Raw genomic sequence first — 17,472 nt, 5'->3', positions numbered from 1 at the left:
CCGAGATGGAGCTTTCTGGTTACGAACCGAGCGACGACGAATGGGCCGCACACCAGGAGATCACTGCGCTTCTCGCCCGCATTCCAGAACTGCTCGAAGCGAGCAGCCCGTTCGAACCGCTGGCGCCGCGGCCTGGATCGGTCCTCGCATCCGATGATGCAGTTCTCGGCGATTACCCGGCGAGCGGGCTCGTCCAAACCTGCCTGGCATCCGCGGTCGATTGCCTCGATGCGGTCGAGGCACTCATGGTCGACGAAGATGGCGGAGTGCGCCTGTACACGTTCGCGCAGTACCCGCTCTTGCGGTCCGTGATCGAGGCATCCGCTCAGGCGATCTGGCTGTTGCGACCGGACGACCAGGCCGTGCGCATTGAACGGAACCTGCGGGTGCGGGCAACCGAACATCTACAGGACGCGGAGTTGTACAAGTCGTTTATCGGCAAGAAGGCTCTGCCGGCGTCCCTTGAGAAGTTCAAGAACAAGCAAATCGGGTACGCGGAGATCGTGCGGAATGGTGCCAATGACGTCGACGGGACGGGCAGTCGGGCAGAGTTGGTGTGGCGACTCATCAGCGGCTTCACGCATCCGTATGCACGTCGGTCCACGGTGCATTCGATCCGTGTCCCGATGGGCACAGACGCAGAAGGAAGGGGCATCTCGGCCTCCATACCGAGCGCTCGAACGGTCGCAATCGCGCTGTCCACGGCCATTCAGATGCACGAATCCATGCTTGAACTTGTGGCATGCCGGGAGGCAACAACGTTGATGACAGACAGCGAAGTGGACGAGGACTTCGCCGAATAGTACGCGTCGCTAGTGAATGTGTTCGGATCTAAAGCCACATCAATCAATTAGTAACCACAGGGTCTCTTGACGCAGTTCGTCCGCTATCTTCGTCGCGCTAAGGACAAAATATTCAGGTAAGAGCACACATGTCCTCCCCATCAGGGCCCCAAAAGAAGATTTCCACTAATAGTAAATAGATTCGACATTAGTTGCATTTAGTGGCAAAATAGGGGTATGGAAAACCCGACCACCGCAGTGCTGGATGCGATCACCGATCAGGTCGCCGCAGCCGTGAACCCGCGCGACCTGCAGGCTCTGCCGGAGGATGACCTGCTGGCGCTGCTGGCGGCGACCGAGCGCCTGGGCCGTCGGGTCGACGCGCTGCGGGTCCTAGCTGCGGGGGAGGTGGCCGAGGCCTCGCGTAACGAACTGGGCAGGTGTGGTCTGGCCGCCCGGAAGGGTTGCCGCAGCAGTGCGGAGCTGGTGGAGCGGGTCACTCAGATCTCCGGGGACACCGCGAGGAAGCGGATCAAGACCGGCCGGGCGGTCAGGGCCCGCCTGTCCCTGGCCGGGGAACGCCTCCCGGCGGAGTTCGAAGCGGCGGCCGACGCGCTCACCGCGGGAAATCTTGGTGTGGATAGTGCGCACGCGATCATCCAGGGGTTGACCGCGCTCACCCACCCGGTCGGTAAAGACGTGTTGCAGGCCGCCGAAACCGAATTAGTGGCCGCCGCCACGGGCGCGACGGAACTGTCCCCGGTGGCCTGCACGGCGGACCAGATTCGCGGTCAGGTCAGTGTGTGGCGGATGTTCCTCGACCAAGACGGCACCGAACCGTGTGAGGAGCAGGCGATGCGGCAACGCCACCTGCGCATTTCGAGGGAACGGGATGGGTTGGTCGGCATCCGCGGGGCGTTGATGCCGGATGTCGCGGCGAAACTGCAGACCATCATGGACGCCTGCCTGTCCCCGAAAACAGGACCCGCGTTCCTGAGCGTTGAGGAAGCCTTGGCCGCCGGGCGCGACGCCGACCCGCGCAGTAGGGATCAGCAACGCCATGACGTGTTCGCCGGGATCGTGGACACCGCCGCCCGCAGCCTGACAATGCCGCAGTTGGGTGGTGCCGCCCCGGTCGTCGCGGTCGCCGTCACCCTGGAGAACCTGGAAACCGGTACCGGGTGCGGGTTCATCGGGGAGGCCCCGATCTCGATGCGGGCGGTCCGGCAGTTCGTCTGCACCGGCGGCAAGCAGAAGATCGTCTTCGACCAGAACGGTCGGATCATCCAGTTGGGCTCCCCGGAACGGATCTTCACCGCCCAACAACGGCGGGCGATCATCCTCCGGGACGGGCAATGCTGCACCCCGGGCTGCACCATGCCCGGCGCCCTGTCCGAGATCCACCATGTGGACCCGGCCGGCAGCGGTGGACCCACCCATACCGATAACGGGATGGTGCTGTGCTGGTTCCACCACCGCATGCTCGACGAATCCGGCTGGGAATTCCGAATGGTAGACGGGCTCCCGCAAGTGAAATACCCACCCTGGCTCGACGACACCGGCACCTGGTACCCAACCGGCAGATCCGCCACCCTCAGACAAGCCAAGATCGGTCAAAAGCGACGGAACTGACGCCCGGTGCACGGCTATTAAGCACAGCATTGCGATCAAGGAATCTGAAATTGGCATCGAGTCAGCCTTCGTCTTAAGGCGCCACCAGTGCGGCGGCACCGTCAGACGCCATGGTCAGCCGACCTTGATGCTCCAATTGCCGTCCGCTGACACCGCGACCACCGAAGGACCTGTACCCCAGCGCACCGTGCCGTTGTACGCGCCGATCTCATTGACCACGAGATCGCTGCGGTCGCCGTAAGACCACACTGCGAAGTTGTGCTGTCCGTCGTGGCTGATCGTTGCCGCGCCTGGCTTTCCGAGGTAGATCAACACGTCATCGCCAGTTCCGGTCGCGGCTGCGCCTTCGAACGTCCGCAGTGACTTTATCGACCGCAGCGTGATGGTCCACGGGCCGGTTGCTGTCACTTGCAGAGATGTGGTGTTGCTGCTCTGAAGGTTGAACAGCACTGTGCCCTGGTAGGTGCCGATCTGGTTCACCATGAGGTCGTGCTGCTCCATGTTCGAATCGAGCGACCAAACGGCGAAGTTGTGAGCTCCGGTGTGGCTGATGGTCGCTACGGACACCTGGTCCGCGCCGTCCGGAAGCTCCACTGCGACAACAGAATCGCCTGAGCCCTGGTACACCTTGTCGGCAGGTACAACTGGCGCCGGCGGAGCAGCCTCTTCCGTCGGCGACGCCTCGGTCGGCGTCGGCTTCGGAGACTCTGACGTCGCCGCAGGTGTTTCGCTCGGTTGCGTCGCCGATGCGCCGCTCTGCTGCACCGCAGATTCCGCCGTCGTGTTCCCACCGGCCGATGCAGAGCTGACCACCATCGCGATGATCAACGCGACCGCGCCCAGGCTGAGTCCTGCGATGGAACGCCGACGGTGCGCGGTCTTCCTCTTCAGAGCGAAGCCACCGCAGACAATGGCGCCGAGACCGGCGACCACCGCCGCGGCATTGAGTACGGGAATCATGGCGCACACCGCCGCGACGATGCCGAGGAAGAGTGCGGCCTGAGCGAGCTTGCTCTTCGGAACTGGCGGTGGCGTGGGAGCCGCAATCGGTGCAGCAACAGCTTGTGTCGCTGCCGGCTGACCGGGCGTGACGTCATGGGCGGGCTCGCCATCGGCGGTTGTGTCTGACATTTGTTCTCTCCTTTGGGCTTTCCGGCCTCATTGGGCTGCCCGGCGCGCCGGACAGCGCTGACGCTCGAATCGGGAGACTCGGGTGACTCGTACCGCCGCGACCTGCGCGGAAAGTTGCGAGTTGAGAAGTTCATCACGAGCCACCGACATCCGGGCAGGGCAGGTGGTGAGCGATAGTCTGGCGGCGTCGCTTCGAAGCGACGATCCTTGCGAGGAGAGGTGTCGTGGCCAGCAACTTCGACTTCGTGCGGACCGCCTGGCCGGCGATCGCCGAGGAAGCGCATCGCGCCGAACATTACGCGTTCGGGGATCCACGCACAGCTCTGTTCTACGCACGCCGCACGCTCGAGCTCACGGTGCAGTGGCTGTACCGTGCGGATGCCTCGCTCGTCCAGCCCTACAGAAATGACCTCAGCGGATTGCTGTACGAGCCGACCTTCAAGCACCTGGTCGGGCCCGGCATCCTCACGAAAATGGACCTGATTCGGCGGCAAGGCAACGCGGCCGTGCATCGTTCCACCCAGACCAGATCGGCAGACAGCCTTCCGGTGGTGCGCGAGTTGTTCCACGTGCTGGTATGGCTGGCCTCGCACTACGCCCTCTCACCCACGCAACGCCCACCGGCCGGGCTACCCTTCGACACCACAGCAATCCCGAAGCCGCAACCCGGGGCAGCGGCAAAGACCCTCGCCCAACTGCAAGCCCTCGCATCCGAGGTCGAGAACAAGGATCGCGACCTTGCCAAAGCCCGAGACGACAACGCCAGGCTGACGGAGGAAATCAGCGCACTTCAAGCCCAGGTTGTCCTCGCCAAGGCCCAGAACGCCATCGTGCCCGACACCCACGACTATCGCGAGGATGAAACTCGGGACCTGTTCATCGACGTGTTGTTGCGCGAAGCCGGCTGGCCCCTCGACCAGGTTCGGGACGTTGAATTTCTGGTCACCGGGATGCCGAACAACTCCGAGGGCGGACAAGGCTTCGTCGACTACGTGCTCTGGGGCGACGACGGACTCCCTCTCGGCGTGGTCGAGGCCAAGCGCACTCGTACGAGCCCGCGTATCGGTCAGCAGCAGGCCAAACTGTACGCGGATGCCCTCGAGCGCGCCTACAACCAGCGTCCCGTGATCTTCTACAGCAACGGCTATGAGCACTGGATCTGGGATGACCAGAATTACCCACCACGCCAGGTGCAAGGCTTCTACACGCGCGACCAGCTCACCCTAATGGTGCAACGGCGCGGTACCCGCAAGCCACTCGGATCGCTGGCGATCAGTGAGTCGATCGCCGACCGCCACTATCAGCAGCGTGCGGTGCGCAAGATCGGTGAGGCCTTCGAGAAGAAAGAACGGCGCGCCTTGCTGGTGATGGCTACCGGCAGCGGCAAGACACGCACGGCGATCGCGCTCGCGGATGTCATGATCCGCGCCAACTGGGCCAAACGCATCCTGTTCCTCGCCGACCGTGTGGCGCTCGTCACTCAAGCCACCAACGCGTTCAAAGCGCTGCTGCCGGATGCCGCGCCGGTGAACCTCGTGACCGACAAAGACACCGAGGGACGGGTGTACCTCTCGACGTATCCGACCATGATGGGTCTCATCAACGACAGCGGCAACGGCGATTCGCTGCGCCGGTTCGGCCCCGGCTGCTTCGACCTCATCGTGGTCGACGAGGCGCACCGCTCGGTGTACCAGAAATATGGGGCGATCTTCGACTACTTCGACGGCCTGCTGGTCGGGCTGACGGCCACGCCCAAGAACGAGATCGACCACAACACCTACGGCCTGTTCAACCTCGAAGACGGTGTGCCAACTGACTCCTACGATCTGACGGATGCGATCGCCGAGCACTACCTGGTGCCACCGGTCGGCCGCTCGATCGCAACGCAATTCGTGCGGGACGGCATCCGGTACGCCGACCTGAGCGCTGAGGAGAAAGAGGCCTGGGACCTGCTGGACTGGGCGGATGACGTCATCCCCGACGAGGTCGACTCGAGCGCGATGAACAACTGGCTGTTCAATGCGGACACCGTCGACAAGGTGCTCGAGGCGCTGATGACCGACGGGCGACGGGTCGCTGGCGGCGACCTGCTCGGAAAGACGATCATTTTCGCCAAGAACACGAACCACGCGAACTTCATTGCCGAGCGCTTCGATAAGAATTACCCCGAGTATGCCGGTAACTTCGCACGGGTCATCACCTACCAGACCACCTACCCGCAGAGCCTGATTGACGACTTCTCGAACCCGGCCAAGTTGCCGCAAGCCGCGATCACGGTCGACATGCTCGACACCGGAATCGACGTGCCGGACGTCGTCAACCTGGTCTTCTTCAAACCGGTCCACTCCAAAACGAAGTACTGGCAGATGGTGGGTCGTGGCACGCGCCTGCGGCCGGATCTCTTCGGGCCAGGCGAGGACAAGAAGGACTTCGTGATCTTCGATGTCTGCCAGAACATCGAGTACTTCAACGAGGACTACCCGACCGCCGATGTTTACAGCGGCCGACCGCTCGGTTATCGCCTGTTCCAGGCGCGGCTGTTACTGCTGGCGGGTATCGATGGTGCCGGCGACGACAAATCTCTCGCCGACGTGCGCGGTTCCCTCGTCGACCAACTATTCGGCCAGGTCAGCGGCATGAGCGTGCACAACTTCCTGGTGCGTCCCCACCGCCGAGCGGTAGAGCATTTTTCTGACCCGGTGCGGTGGATGTTTCCGTCGAGCGACGAATATCTCCTCGCGGAGGAACTAGCCGGATTGCCCTCCGCAGCGGATGTTCTCGACACCGACGAGCGAGCCAAGCGGTTCGACCTTTTCGCGCTCCGGGCGCAGTTGGGCATCCTGGTCGGCGACCCGGCGTTCGACGCGGCAAAGGCACGGATACAGGCGATTGCATCGCTACTTGCCGAACAAAAGAGCATCCCCGCAGTGGCCAACTGCATCGAGTTGATTTCGGCCGTCGCTACCGACGATTGGTGGCAGGACGTGACTGTGCCCATGATCGAGATGGTGCGCAAACGACTGCGGGGCCTCGTGAACCTGATCGACTCACAGCACCGCTCGATCGTGTATACCGACTTCGCCGATACAGCCGGCGATCCGGTGGAGATCGAACTGGGGCATGTCGTGGTCGGTGTGGATCGGGCTCGGTTCCGAGAGAAGGCATACGGCTTCCTGATCGCGCACGAGGATGACGTCGTCCTGTTCAAGCTGCGACACGGGCACCAACTCACACCGCTCGATTTGTCCGAACTTGAGCGGATCATGCTCGAGAGTGGACAGTTCAAGCCCGCCGAACTGAGCACAGCGGTGGCCCAGGCGAAGGGACTCGGGCTGTTCGTGCGATCGCTCATCGGCATGGACCGAGCCGCTGCGTCTGAAGCACTGTCGACGTTCACCGGCGGCACCGTGCTCACCGGGAACCAGCTCACCTTCGTCAACATGATCGTGGACCAGCTCACCAGCCGTGGCGCGATGGAGCCGGAACTGCTCTACCAGGCGCCATTCACCGGAGTCGCTCCGACGGGCCCGGATGCCATTTTCACTAGTGCTCAAGTGCTTGCTCTCGTTGCGACGCTTCGACAGATCCGGGCGACCGCCGAGGCCGTGTAGCGCACGGGATCCTTGTCGACAGCCACCAAAGCGCACCATGCTTCGTAGGCGAAGCGTACAAGAAATCCGCGCAATCCTCGCAAAACTTGCCGGGTGCGGTTAGGGTGGCCGCATGGTGGTTGCAGAGACCATTCGGCATGCTCGCGCCGAGGCGGGATTAACCCAGAGCGAATTGGCGCGCCGTGCCGGCATCCGTCAAGCCAGCATTTCCAAGTTCGAGTCCGGGCGCGAGCGACCCCGTCCCGAAACCTATGCCCGCATCCTCCAGGCCGCCCGGGTGAGCCCGGACATCGCCTTGCAGCGCTATCGCAACAACGTCCTGGATGCCGTGCGCCGGCGCCGCGCATCCGACGCGCGAGTGTTCGTGGGTGCCGCAGACGGCGACAACTCGCACGGGGACATCGGTCTGCTCGTGACCTTCGCGCCGGATGCGTCATTGCTTGACGCCGCAGGACTCATGCTTGACCTGGAACACATCCTCGGCACCCGGGTCGCCGTGATCAGCGATCGGGGGCACGGGCGCATCGTGGATCGCGCGGTGGCCCAAGCCATGCCGCTGTGAATGGCAACACCGTGAATGGCAACACCGTGAATGGCAACACCGCGAACGGCAACACGATGACCGACGACTCGATCGCCGCGGTGTTGGAGGACATCCGGCATCTCATCGTGGACGGCAACCGCATCGTCGCATCAGGTCGGGGCCGGTTCTTCGACCCCGGGGATCGCACCATGCGGCTTGCGGCGAAAGCGATAGTGATCGGTCTGCAAAGCGCTGCCGACCGGCTGCCCGATTGGTTTCGGGACCAGCATCCGGCCGTCGCCTGGGACGAATTGCGCGCCATGAGCAGCTATCTAGCGCTCCATGATTCCAGCATCGACTACGAGATCGTGTGGAACGCACTCACGACGGACTTCCCTCACCTCGGCTGGCAACTGGCGTTGTAGGTCCGCCACTAGTCTGGCAAGCGTGAGGAACCCGTTTCGCCGCGCGGCCGCCCCCGCCGGATATCCGAAATCGGATGCCGGGTCCGGCAGCCTTGATCAGTACGCCTTCAATCTCGTACCCAAGAACGGTCGCGTGAAGGTGCAATTGGCGGGTAGCGATCCCTACCAGGAGGAACTCGCGCGCGTGCGGAACACCGGTGCCGACTCGATCGAGGTGTTCTTCGCCGACCGCACAGTCGAGGAGGAGCGCACCGACGCGGCGATGCCCGCGCGCATCTTCACCAGCAGCCGGATGTCTGGCATCGTCGGCTATGTACCGCGCGGCCTGGAGCCGGTCATTCTCGAGGCGATGGCGCGCCTGGCCAGTGCCGGCCGGTCCACCCGCATCCCGGCGGAGATAGCTGACACCAAACGGGGACTTCGCGTCACGCTGCTGATGGGTGCCACCCGCTGAGCCCCCGGACGGAATAGCGCCGCAAGCCCGCCGGTTGTTGTCGAGGATGACTACGCAAACTCTCTCCCTCTCCGTGCTCGACCTCATCCCCGTGCGCAGCAACCAGACCTCCGCGGATGCCGTCGCCGCCACCGTCGCCCTCGCCCGGCGCGCCGACGAACTCGGCTTCCGGCGCTACTGGGTCGCCGAGCACCACAACATGCCCTCGGTGGCCTCGACGAACCCGCCGGTACTCATCGGCATCCTGGCTGCCAGCACCCGAAACATCAGGGTTGGATCCGGAGGCGTCATGCTGCCCAATCACGCGCCGCTGGTCGTCGCGGAACAGTTTGCGGCCCTCGAGGCGGCGTTCGAGGGGCGCATCGACCTCGGCCTCGGTCGCGCCCCCGGCAGCGACCCGGTCATTACCGCGGTGCTGCGCCACAGCGGCAACACCAGCGACGTCGACATGTTCCCCGATAACATCCGCGATATCCAGGCGCTGTTGAACCCGGGCGGAGCGGGACTGCGGATGTCCTCCGGCCAGAACTACGAACTGCGTGCCACCCCTAACGCCCAGAGCGTTCCGGATGTGTGGCTGCTTGGCTCCAGTGATTACTCCGCCAGCCTGGCCGCCCGGCTGGGCCTGCCCTACGTGTTCGCGCACCACTTCTCTGGCGAGGGCACGCAGCGTGCCCTCGACCTGTATCGCACCGGCTTTCAGCCGTCGGAAACGCTCGAGGCGCCGCGTACCTTCCTCACCGTCAACGCATCCGTCGCGGACACGGCCGAGGAGGCCTACGATAACGCGCTGCCGCAACTGCAGCACATGGCCAGGCTGCGCACCGGTCAACGGCTCACCGCCCTCGACACCGTGGAAGATGCTGCAGTCTCGGAACTGACGCCGCCCCAGAAAGAGGGAGTCGCCCACATGGCTTCGAAGTGGATCATCGACGAACCGGTCGCGGCCGCGTCGCGCATCCGGGAACTGGCGGAGCGCTTCGGCGTCGATGAAGTCATGGTCTCACCCGCCGCATCCGCCCGGGCCGCCGACGATCCTCGCACGTCCCCTGGTCGGGTGCGTACGCTGGAGCTGTTGGCCGCTGAACTGCTCGGCTCGTGACGGGTGCGGCGTGACGGATGCGCGGGGTGCCGGGCGCCTCACTCGAGAACGAAAGTGACCTCTAACACGACCTCCCACTCGGAAATGGTGCCATTCTCGATTTTGACCTCCTGCTCCTTGACCCACGCGCCGGTGATGTTGCGCAGGGTTTGGTTGGCGCGTTCGACGCCGACCCGGATGGCATCCTCGAAGCTGGTCTCCGACCGCGCAGTAATGGTCGACACGCGTGCTACTGATCCCATGATGTCTCCTTCGATGTGGTTGTCCGCCCCACCCAACGCGCACTCGACGGCTTCGTCAAGGCTGGGAATACACGGCGGCTCAGCGATGTTGGGTAGGATGTTCATGCAAACGCATGGACTTTAGGATTTGAAAGACCAGACAAGGGCGGACAGGCAATGACCACCGAGACTTCCACTTCGACACCTGGTGCCGGGCCTGACACTCCGGTGCAGTTCGGCATCTTCTCCGTGGGGGATGTGACGACCGATCCGACGACCTGCCGCACCCCCACCGAGCACGAGCGCATTAAGGCGATGATCGCGATCGCGTTGAAGGCGGAGGAGGTCGGGCTGGATGTCTTCGCCACCGGCGAGCACCACAACCCGCCGTTCGTGCCCTCCAGCCCGACCACTACCCTCGGCTACATCGCCGCGAAGACGAAGCGGCTCATCCTCTCCACCGCCACCACGCTGATCACCACCAGCGACCCGGTCAAGATCGCCGAGGACTTCGCGGTGCTGCAGCACATCTCCGACGGCCGCGTCGACATCGTGCTCGGCCGCGGCAACACCGGCCCGGTGTATCCGTGGTTCGGCAAGGACATCCGTCAGGGCATCCCGCTGGCCATCGAAAACTACGGGCTCCTGCACCGGCTCTGGCGCGAAGAGGTCGTGGACTGGCAGGGCAAGTTCCGCACCCCGCTGCAGGGCTTCACCGCGACGCCGCGTCCGCTGGACGGCGTCCCGCCGTTCGTCTGGCACGGTAGCATCCGCAGTCCAGAGATCGCGGAACAGGCCGCTTACTACGGCGACGGATTTTTCGCGAACAACATCTTCTGGCCGAAGGAGCACTACATGCAGCTCATCGGCCTGTACCGGCAGCGCTTCGAGCACTATGGCCACGGCAGCGCCGACCAGGCCATCGTCGGGCTCGGCGGACAGGCGTTCATGCGCAAGAACTCGCAGGATGCCGTGAACGAGTTCCGCCCATACTTCGACAACGCTCCCGTTTACGGGCACGGGCCGAGCATGGAAGAGTTCACCGAACAGACCCCGCTCACCGTCGGCAGCCCGCAGCAGGTCATCGACCGCTACCTCGGCATGCGCGAGTACTTCGGCGACTACCAGCGCCAGCTGTTCCTGATGGACCACGCCGGGTTGCCGCTGAAGACCGTGCTCGAGCAGCTGGATATCCTGGGCGAGGAGGTCGTGCCGGTGATGCGCAAGGAATTCGCCAAGAACCGCCCGGCGCACATTCCAGACGGCCCCACCCACGCCGGCCTTCTGGCCGCGCGCGACGCGGCCCGGCCCGTCACAACAGGCACGGGCGCCGCATTCGGGATCAAGGCATCCGCAACCAAGGGAGCATAACCATGACCGCGCGCACTATCGCCGTCATTTCGGGCGGGCTGAGCCAGCCGTCCTCCACCCGGATGCTCGCCGACCGTCTGGCCGAGGCCAGCGTCGAGCGACTCCAGCAGAAGGGCGTAGATGCCACGGTGGCGGTGTTCGAACTGCGCGACATCGCCAGGGACATCACGAACAACCTGCTCACCGGATTCCCGAGCCCGAAGCTCGCCGAGGTGATCGAGAAGGTCACCGGCGCCGACGGGCTGATCGCCGTGACCCCGATCTTCACGACCAGCTACAGCGGCCTGTTCAAGTCGTTCTTCGACGTGCTCGACAACACGTCACTGACGGATATGCCGGTGCTGATCGGCGCGACCGGCGGCACCGCCCGGCACTCGCTGGCGTTGGAGTACTCGCTGCGCCCGATGTTCACCTACCTGCACAGCATCGTCGTGCCCACCTCGGTGTTTGCGGCGACGGCGGACTGGGGCAGCGGCCCAGATGAGGTGAAGACGCTGTCGGACCGGATGCTGCGGGCGGCGGAGGAGTTCGCCACGTTGGTTGCGGTGACCGATCGCACCGCCCGCATCCACGACCCGTTCGCGGTGGGGGACACCTTCAGCCCGGTCGGCGCCTACGGCGGCGAGTAGAGCACCGTCCCGGCGCCGGGCGATAGCCTTCCGGTCGAGAGGGGCCGCCGCGGCCCTATCGGATGTCCGGAAACCCATCGCTCGGTGAAGCGGGGCGGTGCCGGGACTACGCCGGGTTGATGATGCGGCCCCAGGTGGACTTGTTGCCCCAGATGTTCTGACGCAGACCTTCCAGTTGCAGGATCTGGCTGTGGTCGACGAACAAGTTCACTTCGTTGCCGTAGTTCTTGATGTACCACTCGTACACCGGCGGATCCGCGGATTCGAACATCACGTGCTCCAAACCGACCCCGTTGATGATCTCCGCGACCGGGCGGGTGTTCCACTCCACGACGTTCTCGGTGATGCCTTCTGATTCGATCATGATGATGTCGGCGCCGGCCTCGAGGGCCTTGTTAGCGCGGGCAATCAGGTCGCCCACGTCTTTCTTGCCCTCGGCGGCCAGCTCTGCTTCGCCGGAGTCCCCGCCGGATCCGAACTGGATGCCCAGCTCCGGCTTCGCCTTCAGCCCGGCCTTTTTCACCCGCTCGATGAGCCGCAACAGCCCCGAGGTGGGAACCGAGATGAACCCGGCCGAGATCTCGATGACGTCGAAACCGACCTCCTTGGCCTCCTTCAGGTAGTGGTCCACGGCATCGGGGCCGTAGCGCAGCACCGTCTCCAGCCAGCCGCCGGAGGAGATGTACGCGTCGTGCTCGTGGGCGAGGTCGCTGAACGCGCGCACCTGCTCGCGGGGGAGCAGGGCGAACGATCCGCCGGCCCACTTCACGCCGTCGACCCAAGGGCCGGCCACATCCAGCACGTCGGCGAGGTGCCGGGTGCCGTAGGTGGAGTAGTACGGTCCGCGCACCTCGGTGATGCCTACCTTGCGCGGCTTGGGCGGCCGGTAGGCGCGGGGGATGAAGTTGAACGCGACGTCCTGTTCGATCGCATTGGCGCTTCGTGGTGTATCGGTTGATGCGGTCCCGGTGGTGGTGGGACTGGTGGTGGTGGGACTGGTGGTGATGGTCATGATGTGACCTTCCTTCTTTTTCTTCGTGGTAATGAAATCCGGGGATTGATCAGTGGGTGGCGAGCTCGCGGGTGCTCACCCGGGCCAACGCCTGGGTGAGGTCGCGCACGGTGTGATGCTCGAGGTCACGCACGATTCCGGCGATCTCCTCGCGCAGCTCGGGTGAGGCGAACCCGGATGCGACTGCGTCGAACTTCGCGCGCGCCACGTCCCAGCTCATCGGGTTGGTGTGGAAGCCCTCGTATGAGCTCTGCACCGAGCGCAGCACGGTGCCGTCGGTCATGGCGACCTCAAGGTCGGCGGGCATCTCGGCGGGGAAGCGGGCGGAGAATCCCTCGTCCGGGCTGACCTCCACCAGCGCGAGCAGGCGCTGGATGTCGGCGGCCGCAATCCGCTCCGGCGTGAACTGCGCGGGGTTGACCTCGCCGTCCAGCAGCGCGGCCGCGATCAGGTACGGCAGCGAGTGGTCTGCTTCCTCTTTGGTGCGGATATTGTGCTTGTCACCCTCTTCGCCTCCGCCGATGATCGAGTACGCCACGCCGAAGGTGCGCAGGCTCACCTTCTCGATACGTCTCGCGTCGAATCCGGCCTGGGCACGGATGGCCAGGGCCGCCTCCAGCGCCGACTGCGAATGGATCTCGGCATTGTGCTTCTTGACGATCGTTTTGCGCACCCGCTCGAGGTCCTCTGCGGACCAGTCGATCGTAAACGGTCCCGCGATGGAATCCTTGAAGCCCTTGTTGCCCTCGAACACCAGCTCGGGACCGGTGATCCCGCGGGAAGCGAGCAGCGCCGCGAAGGTGCCCTCCTTAGCCGTGTTCGGGTAAGCCAGGCCCTTCCAGTTGCTGAGATTGCCGGTGCGGGTGACTCGCAGCGCATTGTTGGCGGTGCCGGAGATCGCGATTGCGTTCGCCGTCTGCTCCTCGGTCAGCCGTAGCGCCTTGGATACCGCGGCTGCGCTCGCGTACGCGCCCTGCACGGTGTGGTCGAATCCCTTGGCGCGCACCGGGGCGACATCCGACAGACGCGCCTGCACCTGATAGGCGACGGCCAGGGCGGTGAGGAACTCGGTCCCGCTGCCGTTGACCGACTCGCTCGCCGCCAGCACGGCGCCCAGGTTGTCGGAGGGATGGCCGGTTTCGCCCTTGGCGAGATAGGCATCCATGAAGTCGAGGTAGCGGCTCAGGGCCACGTTGACGAACGCCGCGCGGTCGATCGAGGTTGTGCCGCCGCCGATCATGGTGGCTTGTGGTGTGCCGCCGAGGTCATCGACGAGCGTGCGGATGGCCACGATCGGTTCCGCGTCGAGGGCGCCGATCGCGACCCCGAGGGTGTCGAGCACTCGGATTTTCAGTTGCTCAAGCGCCTCTGCGCTGAGCCGGTCGAAGGACGCGGTGGCGACAAAATGTGCCAGGTTCTGGACTTCGGTCATGGTGAGACCTGCGATTTCTGAACGGGTAACCGCGCCCCGCATCGGGCTGGTAAGGGTTACCTGACTTCGCTTCTCACTCTGCCACGATTTATCTTGATGTCAAGATACTTTTATCTTGACATCAAGATATTTTTGGATGTTTCTAGAGCGCCTTGACCGCCCCGAGCACCTTGCCCAGCGAGTCCTTGGCATCGCCGAACAGCAGCGTCGTCTTCGGGTCGTACAGCAGCTCGTTCTCGATGCCGGCGAACCCCGGACGCATCGAGCGTTTGAGGAAGACCACCTGGTTGGCCTGGCCGACTTCGAGGATCGGCATGCCGTAGATCGGGGAACCCGGTGCGGTCTTCGCCGCCGGGTTGACTACGTCGTTGGCGCCGACCACGAGCACCACGTCGGTGTTCTTGAACTCCGGGTTGACCTCGTCCAGTTCCTTGAGCAGTTCGTACGGCACGTTCGCCTCGGCCAGCAGCACGTTCATGTGCCCCGGCATCCGACCGGCGACCGGATGGATGCCGAACGCGACCTCGACGCCGCGAGCCTCCAGGGCCGTGGCCAACTCGGCCACCGTGTGCTGGCCCTGGGCGACGGCCAGGCCGTAGCCGGGCACGATCACCACGCGCTGCGCGTAGCCGAGCAGCACCGCGACATCCTCGGCGGAGGACGAGCGCACCGGCCGCTTGCTCTGCTCGGTGGAGCCGGCCTTCGAACCGCCGCGGAACGCCCCGAACAGGATGCCGGTGACTCCGCGGCCCATCGCGGCGGCCATCACCTCGGTCAAGATCGTTCCGCTGGCCCCGACCAGCGTGCCGGCCACCACGAGCAGCACGTTGCCCAGCACGATTCCAGAGGCTGCCACGGCGATGCCCGTGAAGGCGTTGAGCAGCGAGATCACGATTGGCACATCGGCTCCGCCGACGGGGAAAACCAGCAGCAGGCCCACGCCCAGGCTCAGCACGAGCAGCGCGGATGCCCACAGCGGGTTGCCGGTCGCGATGGTGAATCCGCCGGTGACGATGGCCGCCAGCAGAACCAGGGTCATCACCCAGCGCATCCCCGGAAAGACCAGTGGGCGGGTGCTGATCAGCTCCTGCAGTTTGGCCACGGTCACAGCGGAGCCGGAGAACGACACCGCGCCGACCAGCATGGTGAACACGATCGCCAGGCGCACCCACGGGTCGTCGTTGTGGCCGAGCTCGAGCACCGCGACCAGCGCCGCGGCGCCGCCGCCGACGCCGTTGAAGCCGCCGACCAGCTGCGGCATCTGGGTCATGTGCACGCGGCGGGCGATGGGCACCGCGACGGCCGAGCCGATCGCGATCGCGGCGAGGATGAGCGGAACGTTTTCGAGCCGTACCGACAGGAACACCGTGATCACCGCCACGAGCGCGCCCGCGGCACCGATGAGGTTGCCGCGACGGGCGGTCTTGGGGGAGGAGAGGCCCTTCAGGGCGAGGATGAAGCAGACTGCAGCGCCCAGGTAGAGCAGCGCCGTCCATTCGGCGGGCAGGATGCTCACTTGGCGTCCCCCTTGGCCGGTGCCTTACGGGTGTGGAACATCTCGAGCATCCGGTCGGTGACGACGAAGCCGCCGACCATGTTGGCGGTGGCGAGCACGACCGCCAACAGTGCGACGATGAGGACCCAGACGTCGTCAGCCTGCCCGGCGACGATGATCGCGCCGACCAGGATGATGCCGTGGATGGCGTTGGCGCCGGACATCAGCGGAGTGTGCAGCTTGCTGGTGACTTTGGAGACCACCTCGAAGCCGACAAAGACGGCCAGAACGACCACCGTCAGGAGCGTTATCAAGTCCATCAGTCCACTTCCTTCGGCGGAGTCTGCGTCGGTGCCGTCTCGTTAGGCGCCGGTCTTCTCGTCGTCTTCGTCGGTGCCGCCGTTTTCGGTGCCGCCCGTTTCGGTGCCGCGGCCTTCTGCGGCGCGGTCTTCGGTGTCGCCGGCTTGGGCGTCGCCGGCTTGGGGGCGGAAGCCTCCAGGGCCTCGGCGGTCGGCGCGTGCAGCACGCTGCCGTCGCGGGTCAGGCAGGCTCCGGCGAGTACCTCGTCGGAGAAGTCCGGCGCCAGCTGGCCGTCCGTGATCATCAGTGCCAGCAGGTTTGCGACGTTCTTGGCGTACAGCCGCGAGGCGTCAGCGGCCATCGTGGATGGCGCATCCGCGAGTCCGACCAGGGTGACCACCCCGTCGCCGTTGGCGGTGGGCACCGCGGTGTCGGTGCCGGCGATGACTCCCTCGACGTTGCCGCCGCTCTCCGCGGCGAGGTCGACGATGACCGAGCCGGCGTGCATCCCGGCCACCATCTCGGTGGTCACCAGCAGCGGCGCCGCCCGGCCCGGGATCGCCGCGGTGGTGATCAGCACATCCGCCGCGGCCACGTGCGGGGCGAGCAACTGCCGCTGGCGCACACCCCGGTCCGCACTGAGTTCACGCGCATAGCCGCCCGCGGCATCCGCAGCGGCGTCGAGGTCCAGGTTGATGAACGTGCCGCCCATCGAGGTGACTTCCTCGGCCGAGGCGGCCCGGATGTCATTGGCCGCCACGCGCGCGCCCAACCGCTTCGCCGTGCCGATCGCCTGCAGCCCGGCGACGCCGGCGCCGAGGACCAAGACCCGCGCGGGCGGAATCGTTCCGGCCGCGGTCATGTAGAGCGGGAAGAACCGCGGGAATCGCATCGCCGCCTCCAGCACCGCGCGGTACCCGGACACCAGCGCCTGCGAGCTCAGCGCATCCATCGACTGGGCGCGGGAGATGCGCGGCACCAGTTCCAGCGCGAACGCGGTGACCCCAGCATCGGCCAGCGCGCGCACGGTGCGCAACTCGGTGGACGGCGAGGCGAAGCCGACCGTGATCGCACCGCGCTTCAGCCGGGCGGCAGTCGCCGGGCTGAGCGGCCCGACGTGGCAGAGCACATCCAGCTTTCCGGCGCCGAGCGTCTTGGCCACGACGGCCCCGGCGGCCGCGTAGGCGGCATCAGGGTAGCCGGATGCGACACCGGCGCCGCGCTCGATCGTCACCTGAAGACCGAGCCGGATGAACTGTCCCACCGTCTCGGGTGTTGCGGCGACCCGGCGTTCCCCCGCGCGCCGCTCCCTGGCGATACCCACTAGCACTGGCCACTCCCGTTTCCGCGCG

The 17,472-nt window shown here is 65.3% G+C and carries 16 protein-coding genes; 9 read left to right on the top strand and 7 right to left on the bottom strand.

Features of this window, described 5'->3' with window-relative positions; all coding sequences use genetic code 11:
• Positions 1–5: 5 nt before the first annotated feature.
• Both ABFX56_RS13620 and ABFX56_RS13615 read left to right on the top strand, forming a co-directional pair.
• Entirely contained in the window at positions 6–803 is a 798-nt protein-coding gene (locus tag ABFX56_RS13620; RefSeq protein WP_346233890.1) for a hypothetical protein, read from the top strand.
• Positions 804–1,019: 216 nt separating this feature from the next.
• A complete protein-coding gene (locus ABFX56_RS13615) occupies positions 1,020–2,414 on the top strand; it encodes an HNH endonuclease signature motif containing protein (protein ID WP_346233889.1) in 1,395 nt (464 codons plus the stop codon).
• A 114-nt stretch (positions 2,415–2,528) separates the two neighbouring features.
• Here the strand turns inward: ABFX56_RS13615 and ABFX56_RS13610 are convergent, their stop codons facing one another.
• Positions 2,529–3,545: a hypothetical protein gene (locus ABFX56_RS13610; RefSeq protein WP_346233888.1), complete on the bottom strand. Its 1,017-nt coding sequence runs from the start codon at positions 3,543–3,545 to the stop codon at positions 2,529–2,531.
• A 224-nt stretch (positions 3,546–3,769) separates the two neighbouring features.
• On the opposite strand from ABFX56_RS13610, the gene ABFX56_RS13605 reads away from it, so the two are divergent.
• The 5 genes from ABFX56_RS13605 (at position 3,770) to ABFX56_RS13585 (ending at position 9,660) form a co-directional block, all read left to right on the top strand.
• A complete protein-coding gene (locus tag ABFX56_RS13605; RefSeq protein WP_346233887.1) occupies positions 3,770–7,156 on the top strand; it encodes a DEAD/DEAH box helicase family protein in 3,387 nt (1,128 codons plus the stop codon).
• Positions 7,157–7,268: 112 nt separating this feature from the next.
• A complete protein-coding gene (locus tag ABFX56_RS13600) occupies positions 7,269–7,718 on the top strand; it encodes a helix-turn-helix domain-containing protein (RefSeq protein ID WP_346233886.1) in 450 nt (149 codons plus the stop codon).
• Complete coding sequence (locus ABFX56_RS13595) at positions 7,715–8,104, top strand: HepT-like ribonuclease domain-containing protein (RefSeq protein WP_346233885.1); 390 nt, start codon at positions 7,715–7,717, stop codon at positions 8,102–8,104. The genes ABFX56_RS13600 and ABFX56_RS13595 overlap by 4 nt, the downstream gene beginning before the upstream one ends.
• Positions 8,105–8,126: 22 nt before the next feature.
• Positions 8,127–8,558 (top strand): hypothetical protein, encoded by a 432-nt coding sequence (locus ABFX56_RS13590; RefSeq protein WP_346233884.1) that lies wholly within the window; start codon positions 8,127–8,129, stop codon positions 8,556–8,558.
• A gap of 46 nt (positions 8,559–8,604) precedes the next feature.
• Complete coding sequence (locus ABFX56_RS13585) at positions 8,605–9,660, top strand: LLM class flavin-dependent oxidoreductase (RefSeq protein ID WP_346233883.1); 1,056 nt, start codon at positions 8,605–8,607, stop codon at positions 9,658–9,660.
• Positions 9,661–9,698: 38 nt separating this feature from the next.
• Here the strand turns inward: ABFX56_RS13585 and ABFX56_RS13580 are convergent, their stop codons facing one another.
• Positions 9,699–9,902 carry a dodecin family protein gene (locus ABFX56_RS13580; RefSeq protein WP_346233882.1) on the bottom strand — a complete coding sequence of 68 codons (204 nt, stop codon included), beginning with the start codon at positions 9,900–9,902 and terminating at the stop codon, positions 9,699–9,701.
• Positions 9,903–10,109: 207 nt separating this feature from the next.
• Between ABFX56_RS13580 and ABFX56_RS13575 the strand changes: the two genes are divergently transcribed.
• Positions 10,110–11,252, top strand: coding sequence for an LLM class flavin-dependent oxidoreductase (locus ABFX56_RS13575; RefSeq protein ID WP_346233982.1), 1,143 nt, complete (start codon positions 10,110–10,112; stop codon positions 11,250–11,252).
• Between the two features lie 2 nt (positions 11,253–11,254).
• The gene (locus ABFX56_RS13570) at positions 11,255–11,881 is read left to right on the top strand and encodes an FMN reductase (protein ID WP_346233881.1); all 627 of its coding nucleotides are present in this window, start codon (positions 11,255–11,257) and stop codon (positions 11,879–11,881) included.
• Positions 11,882–11,987: 106 nt separating this feature from the next.
• On the opposite strand, the gene ABFX56_RS13565 is transcribed toward ABFX56_RS13570, so the two are convergent.
• The 5 genes from ABFX56_RS13565 to ABFX56_RS13545 all read right to left on the bottom strand — a co-directional run bounded on the left by ABFX56_RS13565 (position 11,988) and on the right by ABFX56_RS13545 (position 17,450).
• Complete coding sequence (locus ABFX56_RS13565; RefSeq protein ID WP_346233880.1) at positions 11,988–12,893, bottom strand: phosphosulfolactate synthase; 906 nt, start codon at positions 12,891–12,893, stop codon at positions 11,988–11,990.
• A 49-nt stretch (positions 12,894–12,942) separates the two neighbouring features.
• Positions 12,943–14,325: an MmgE/PrpD family protein gene (locus tag ABFX56_RS13560; RefSeq protein ID WP_346233879.1), complete on the bottom strand. Its 1,383-nt coding sequence runs from the start codon at positions 14,323–14,325 to the stop codon at positions 12,943–12,945.
• A 142-nt stretch (positions 14,326–14,467) separates the two neighbouring features.
• Positions 14,468–15,841, bottom strand: a complete 1,374-nt coding sequence (locus ABFX56_RS13555) for an NAD(P)(+) transhydrogenase (Re/Si-specific) subunit beta (protein WP_346233878.1) — start codon at positions 15,839–15,841, stop codon at positions 14,468–14,470.
• Positions 15,838–16,140 carry an NAD(P) transhydrogenase subunit alpha part 2 gene (locus tag ABFX56_RS13550; RefSeq protein WP_346233877.1) on the bottom strand — a complete coding sequence of 101 codons (303 nt, stop codon included), beginning with the start codon at positions 16,138–16,140 and terminating at the stop codon, positions 15,838–15,840. Before ABFX56_RS13550 ends, ABFX56_RS13555 begins: the two co-directional genes overlap by 4 nt.
• Complete coding sequence (locus ABFX56_RS13545) at positions 16,140–17,450, bottom strand: Re/Si-specific NAD(P)(+) transhydrogenase subunit alpha (protein WP_346233876.1); 1,311 nt, start codon at positions 17,448–17,450, stop codon at positions 16,140–16,142. Before ABFX56_RS13545 ends, ABFX56_RS13550 begins: the two co-directional genes overlap by 1 nt.
• Positions 17,451–17,472 lie beyond the last annotated feature (22 nt).

The organism is Parafrigoribacterium mesophilum (genome assembly GCF_039652555.1).
GTDB classification, from domain to species: domain Bacteria; phylum Actinomycetota; class Actinomycetes; order Actinomycetales; family Microbacteriaceae; genus Parafrigoribacterium; species Parafrigoribacterium mesophilum.
The sequence above is the reverse complement of the archived record's forward strand: the minus strand, read 5'-3'. Positions and strand labels throughout refer to the sequence as shown.

Coding starts and splice junctions, on each gene's coding strand:
- ABFX56_RS13585 (WP_346233883.1), top strand. CDS start 8,605: ATGACTACGCAAACTCTCTCCCTCTCCGTGCTCGACCTCATCCCCGTG.
- ABFX56_RS13620 (WP_346233890.1), top strand. CDS start 6: ATGGAGCTTTCTGGTTACGAACCGAGCGACGACGAATGGGCCGCACAC.
- ABFX56_RS13600 (WP_346233886.1), top strand. CDS start 7,269: ATGGTGGTTGCAGAGACCATTCGGCATGCTCGCGCCGAGGCGGGATTA.
- ABFX56_RS13550 (WP_346233877.1), bottom strand. CDS start 16,140: ATGGACTTGATAACGCTCCTGACGGTGGTCGTTCTGGCCGTCTTTGTC.
- ABFX56_RS13570 (WP_346233881.1), top strand. CDS start 11,255: ATGACCGCGCGCACTATCGCCGTCATTTCGGGCGGGCTGAGCCAGCCG.
- ABFX56_RS13560 (WP_346233879.1), bottom strand. CDS start 14,325: ATGACCGAAGTCCAGAACCTGGCACATTTTGTCGCCACCGCGTCCTTC.
- ABFX56_RS13565 (WP_346233880.1), bottom strand. CDS start 12,893: ATGACCATCACCACCAGTCCCACCACCACCAGTCCCACCACCACCGGG.
- ABFX56_RS13610 (WP_346233888.1), bottom strand. CDS start 3,545: ATGTCAGACACAACCGCCGATGGCGAGCCCGCCCATGACGTCACGCCC.
- ABFX56_RS13580 (WP_346233882.1), bottom strand. CDS start 9,902: ATGGGATCAGTAGCACGCGTGTCGACCATTACTGCGCGGTCGGAGACC.
- ABFX56_RS13615 (WP_346233889.1), top strand. CDS start 1,020: ATGGAAAACCCGACCACCGCAGTGCTGGATGCGATCACCGATCAGGTC.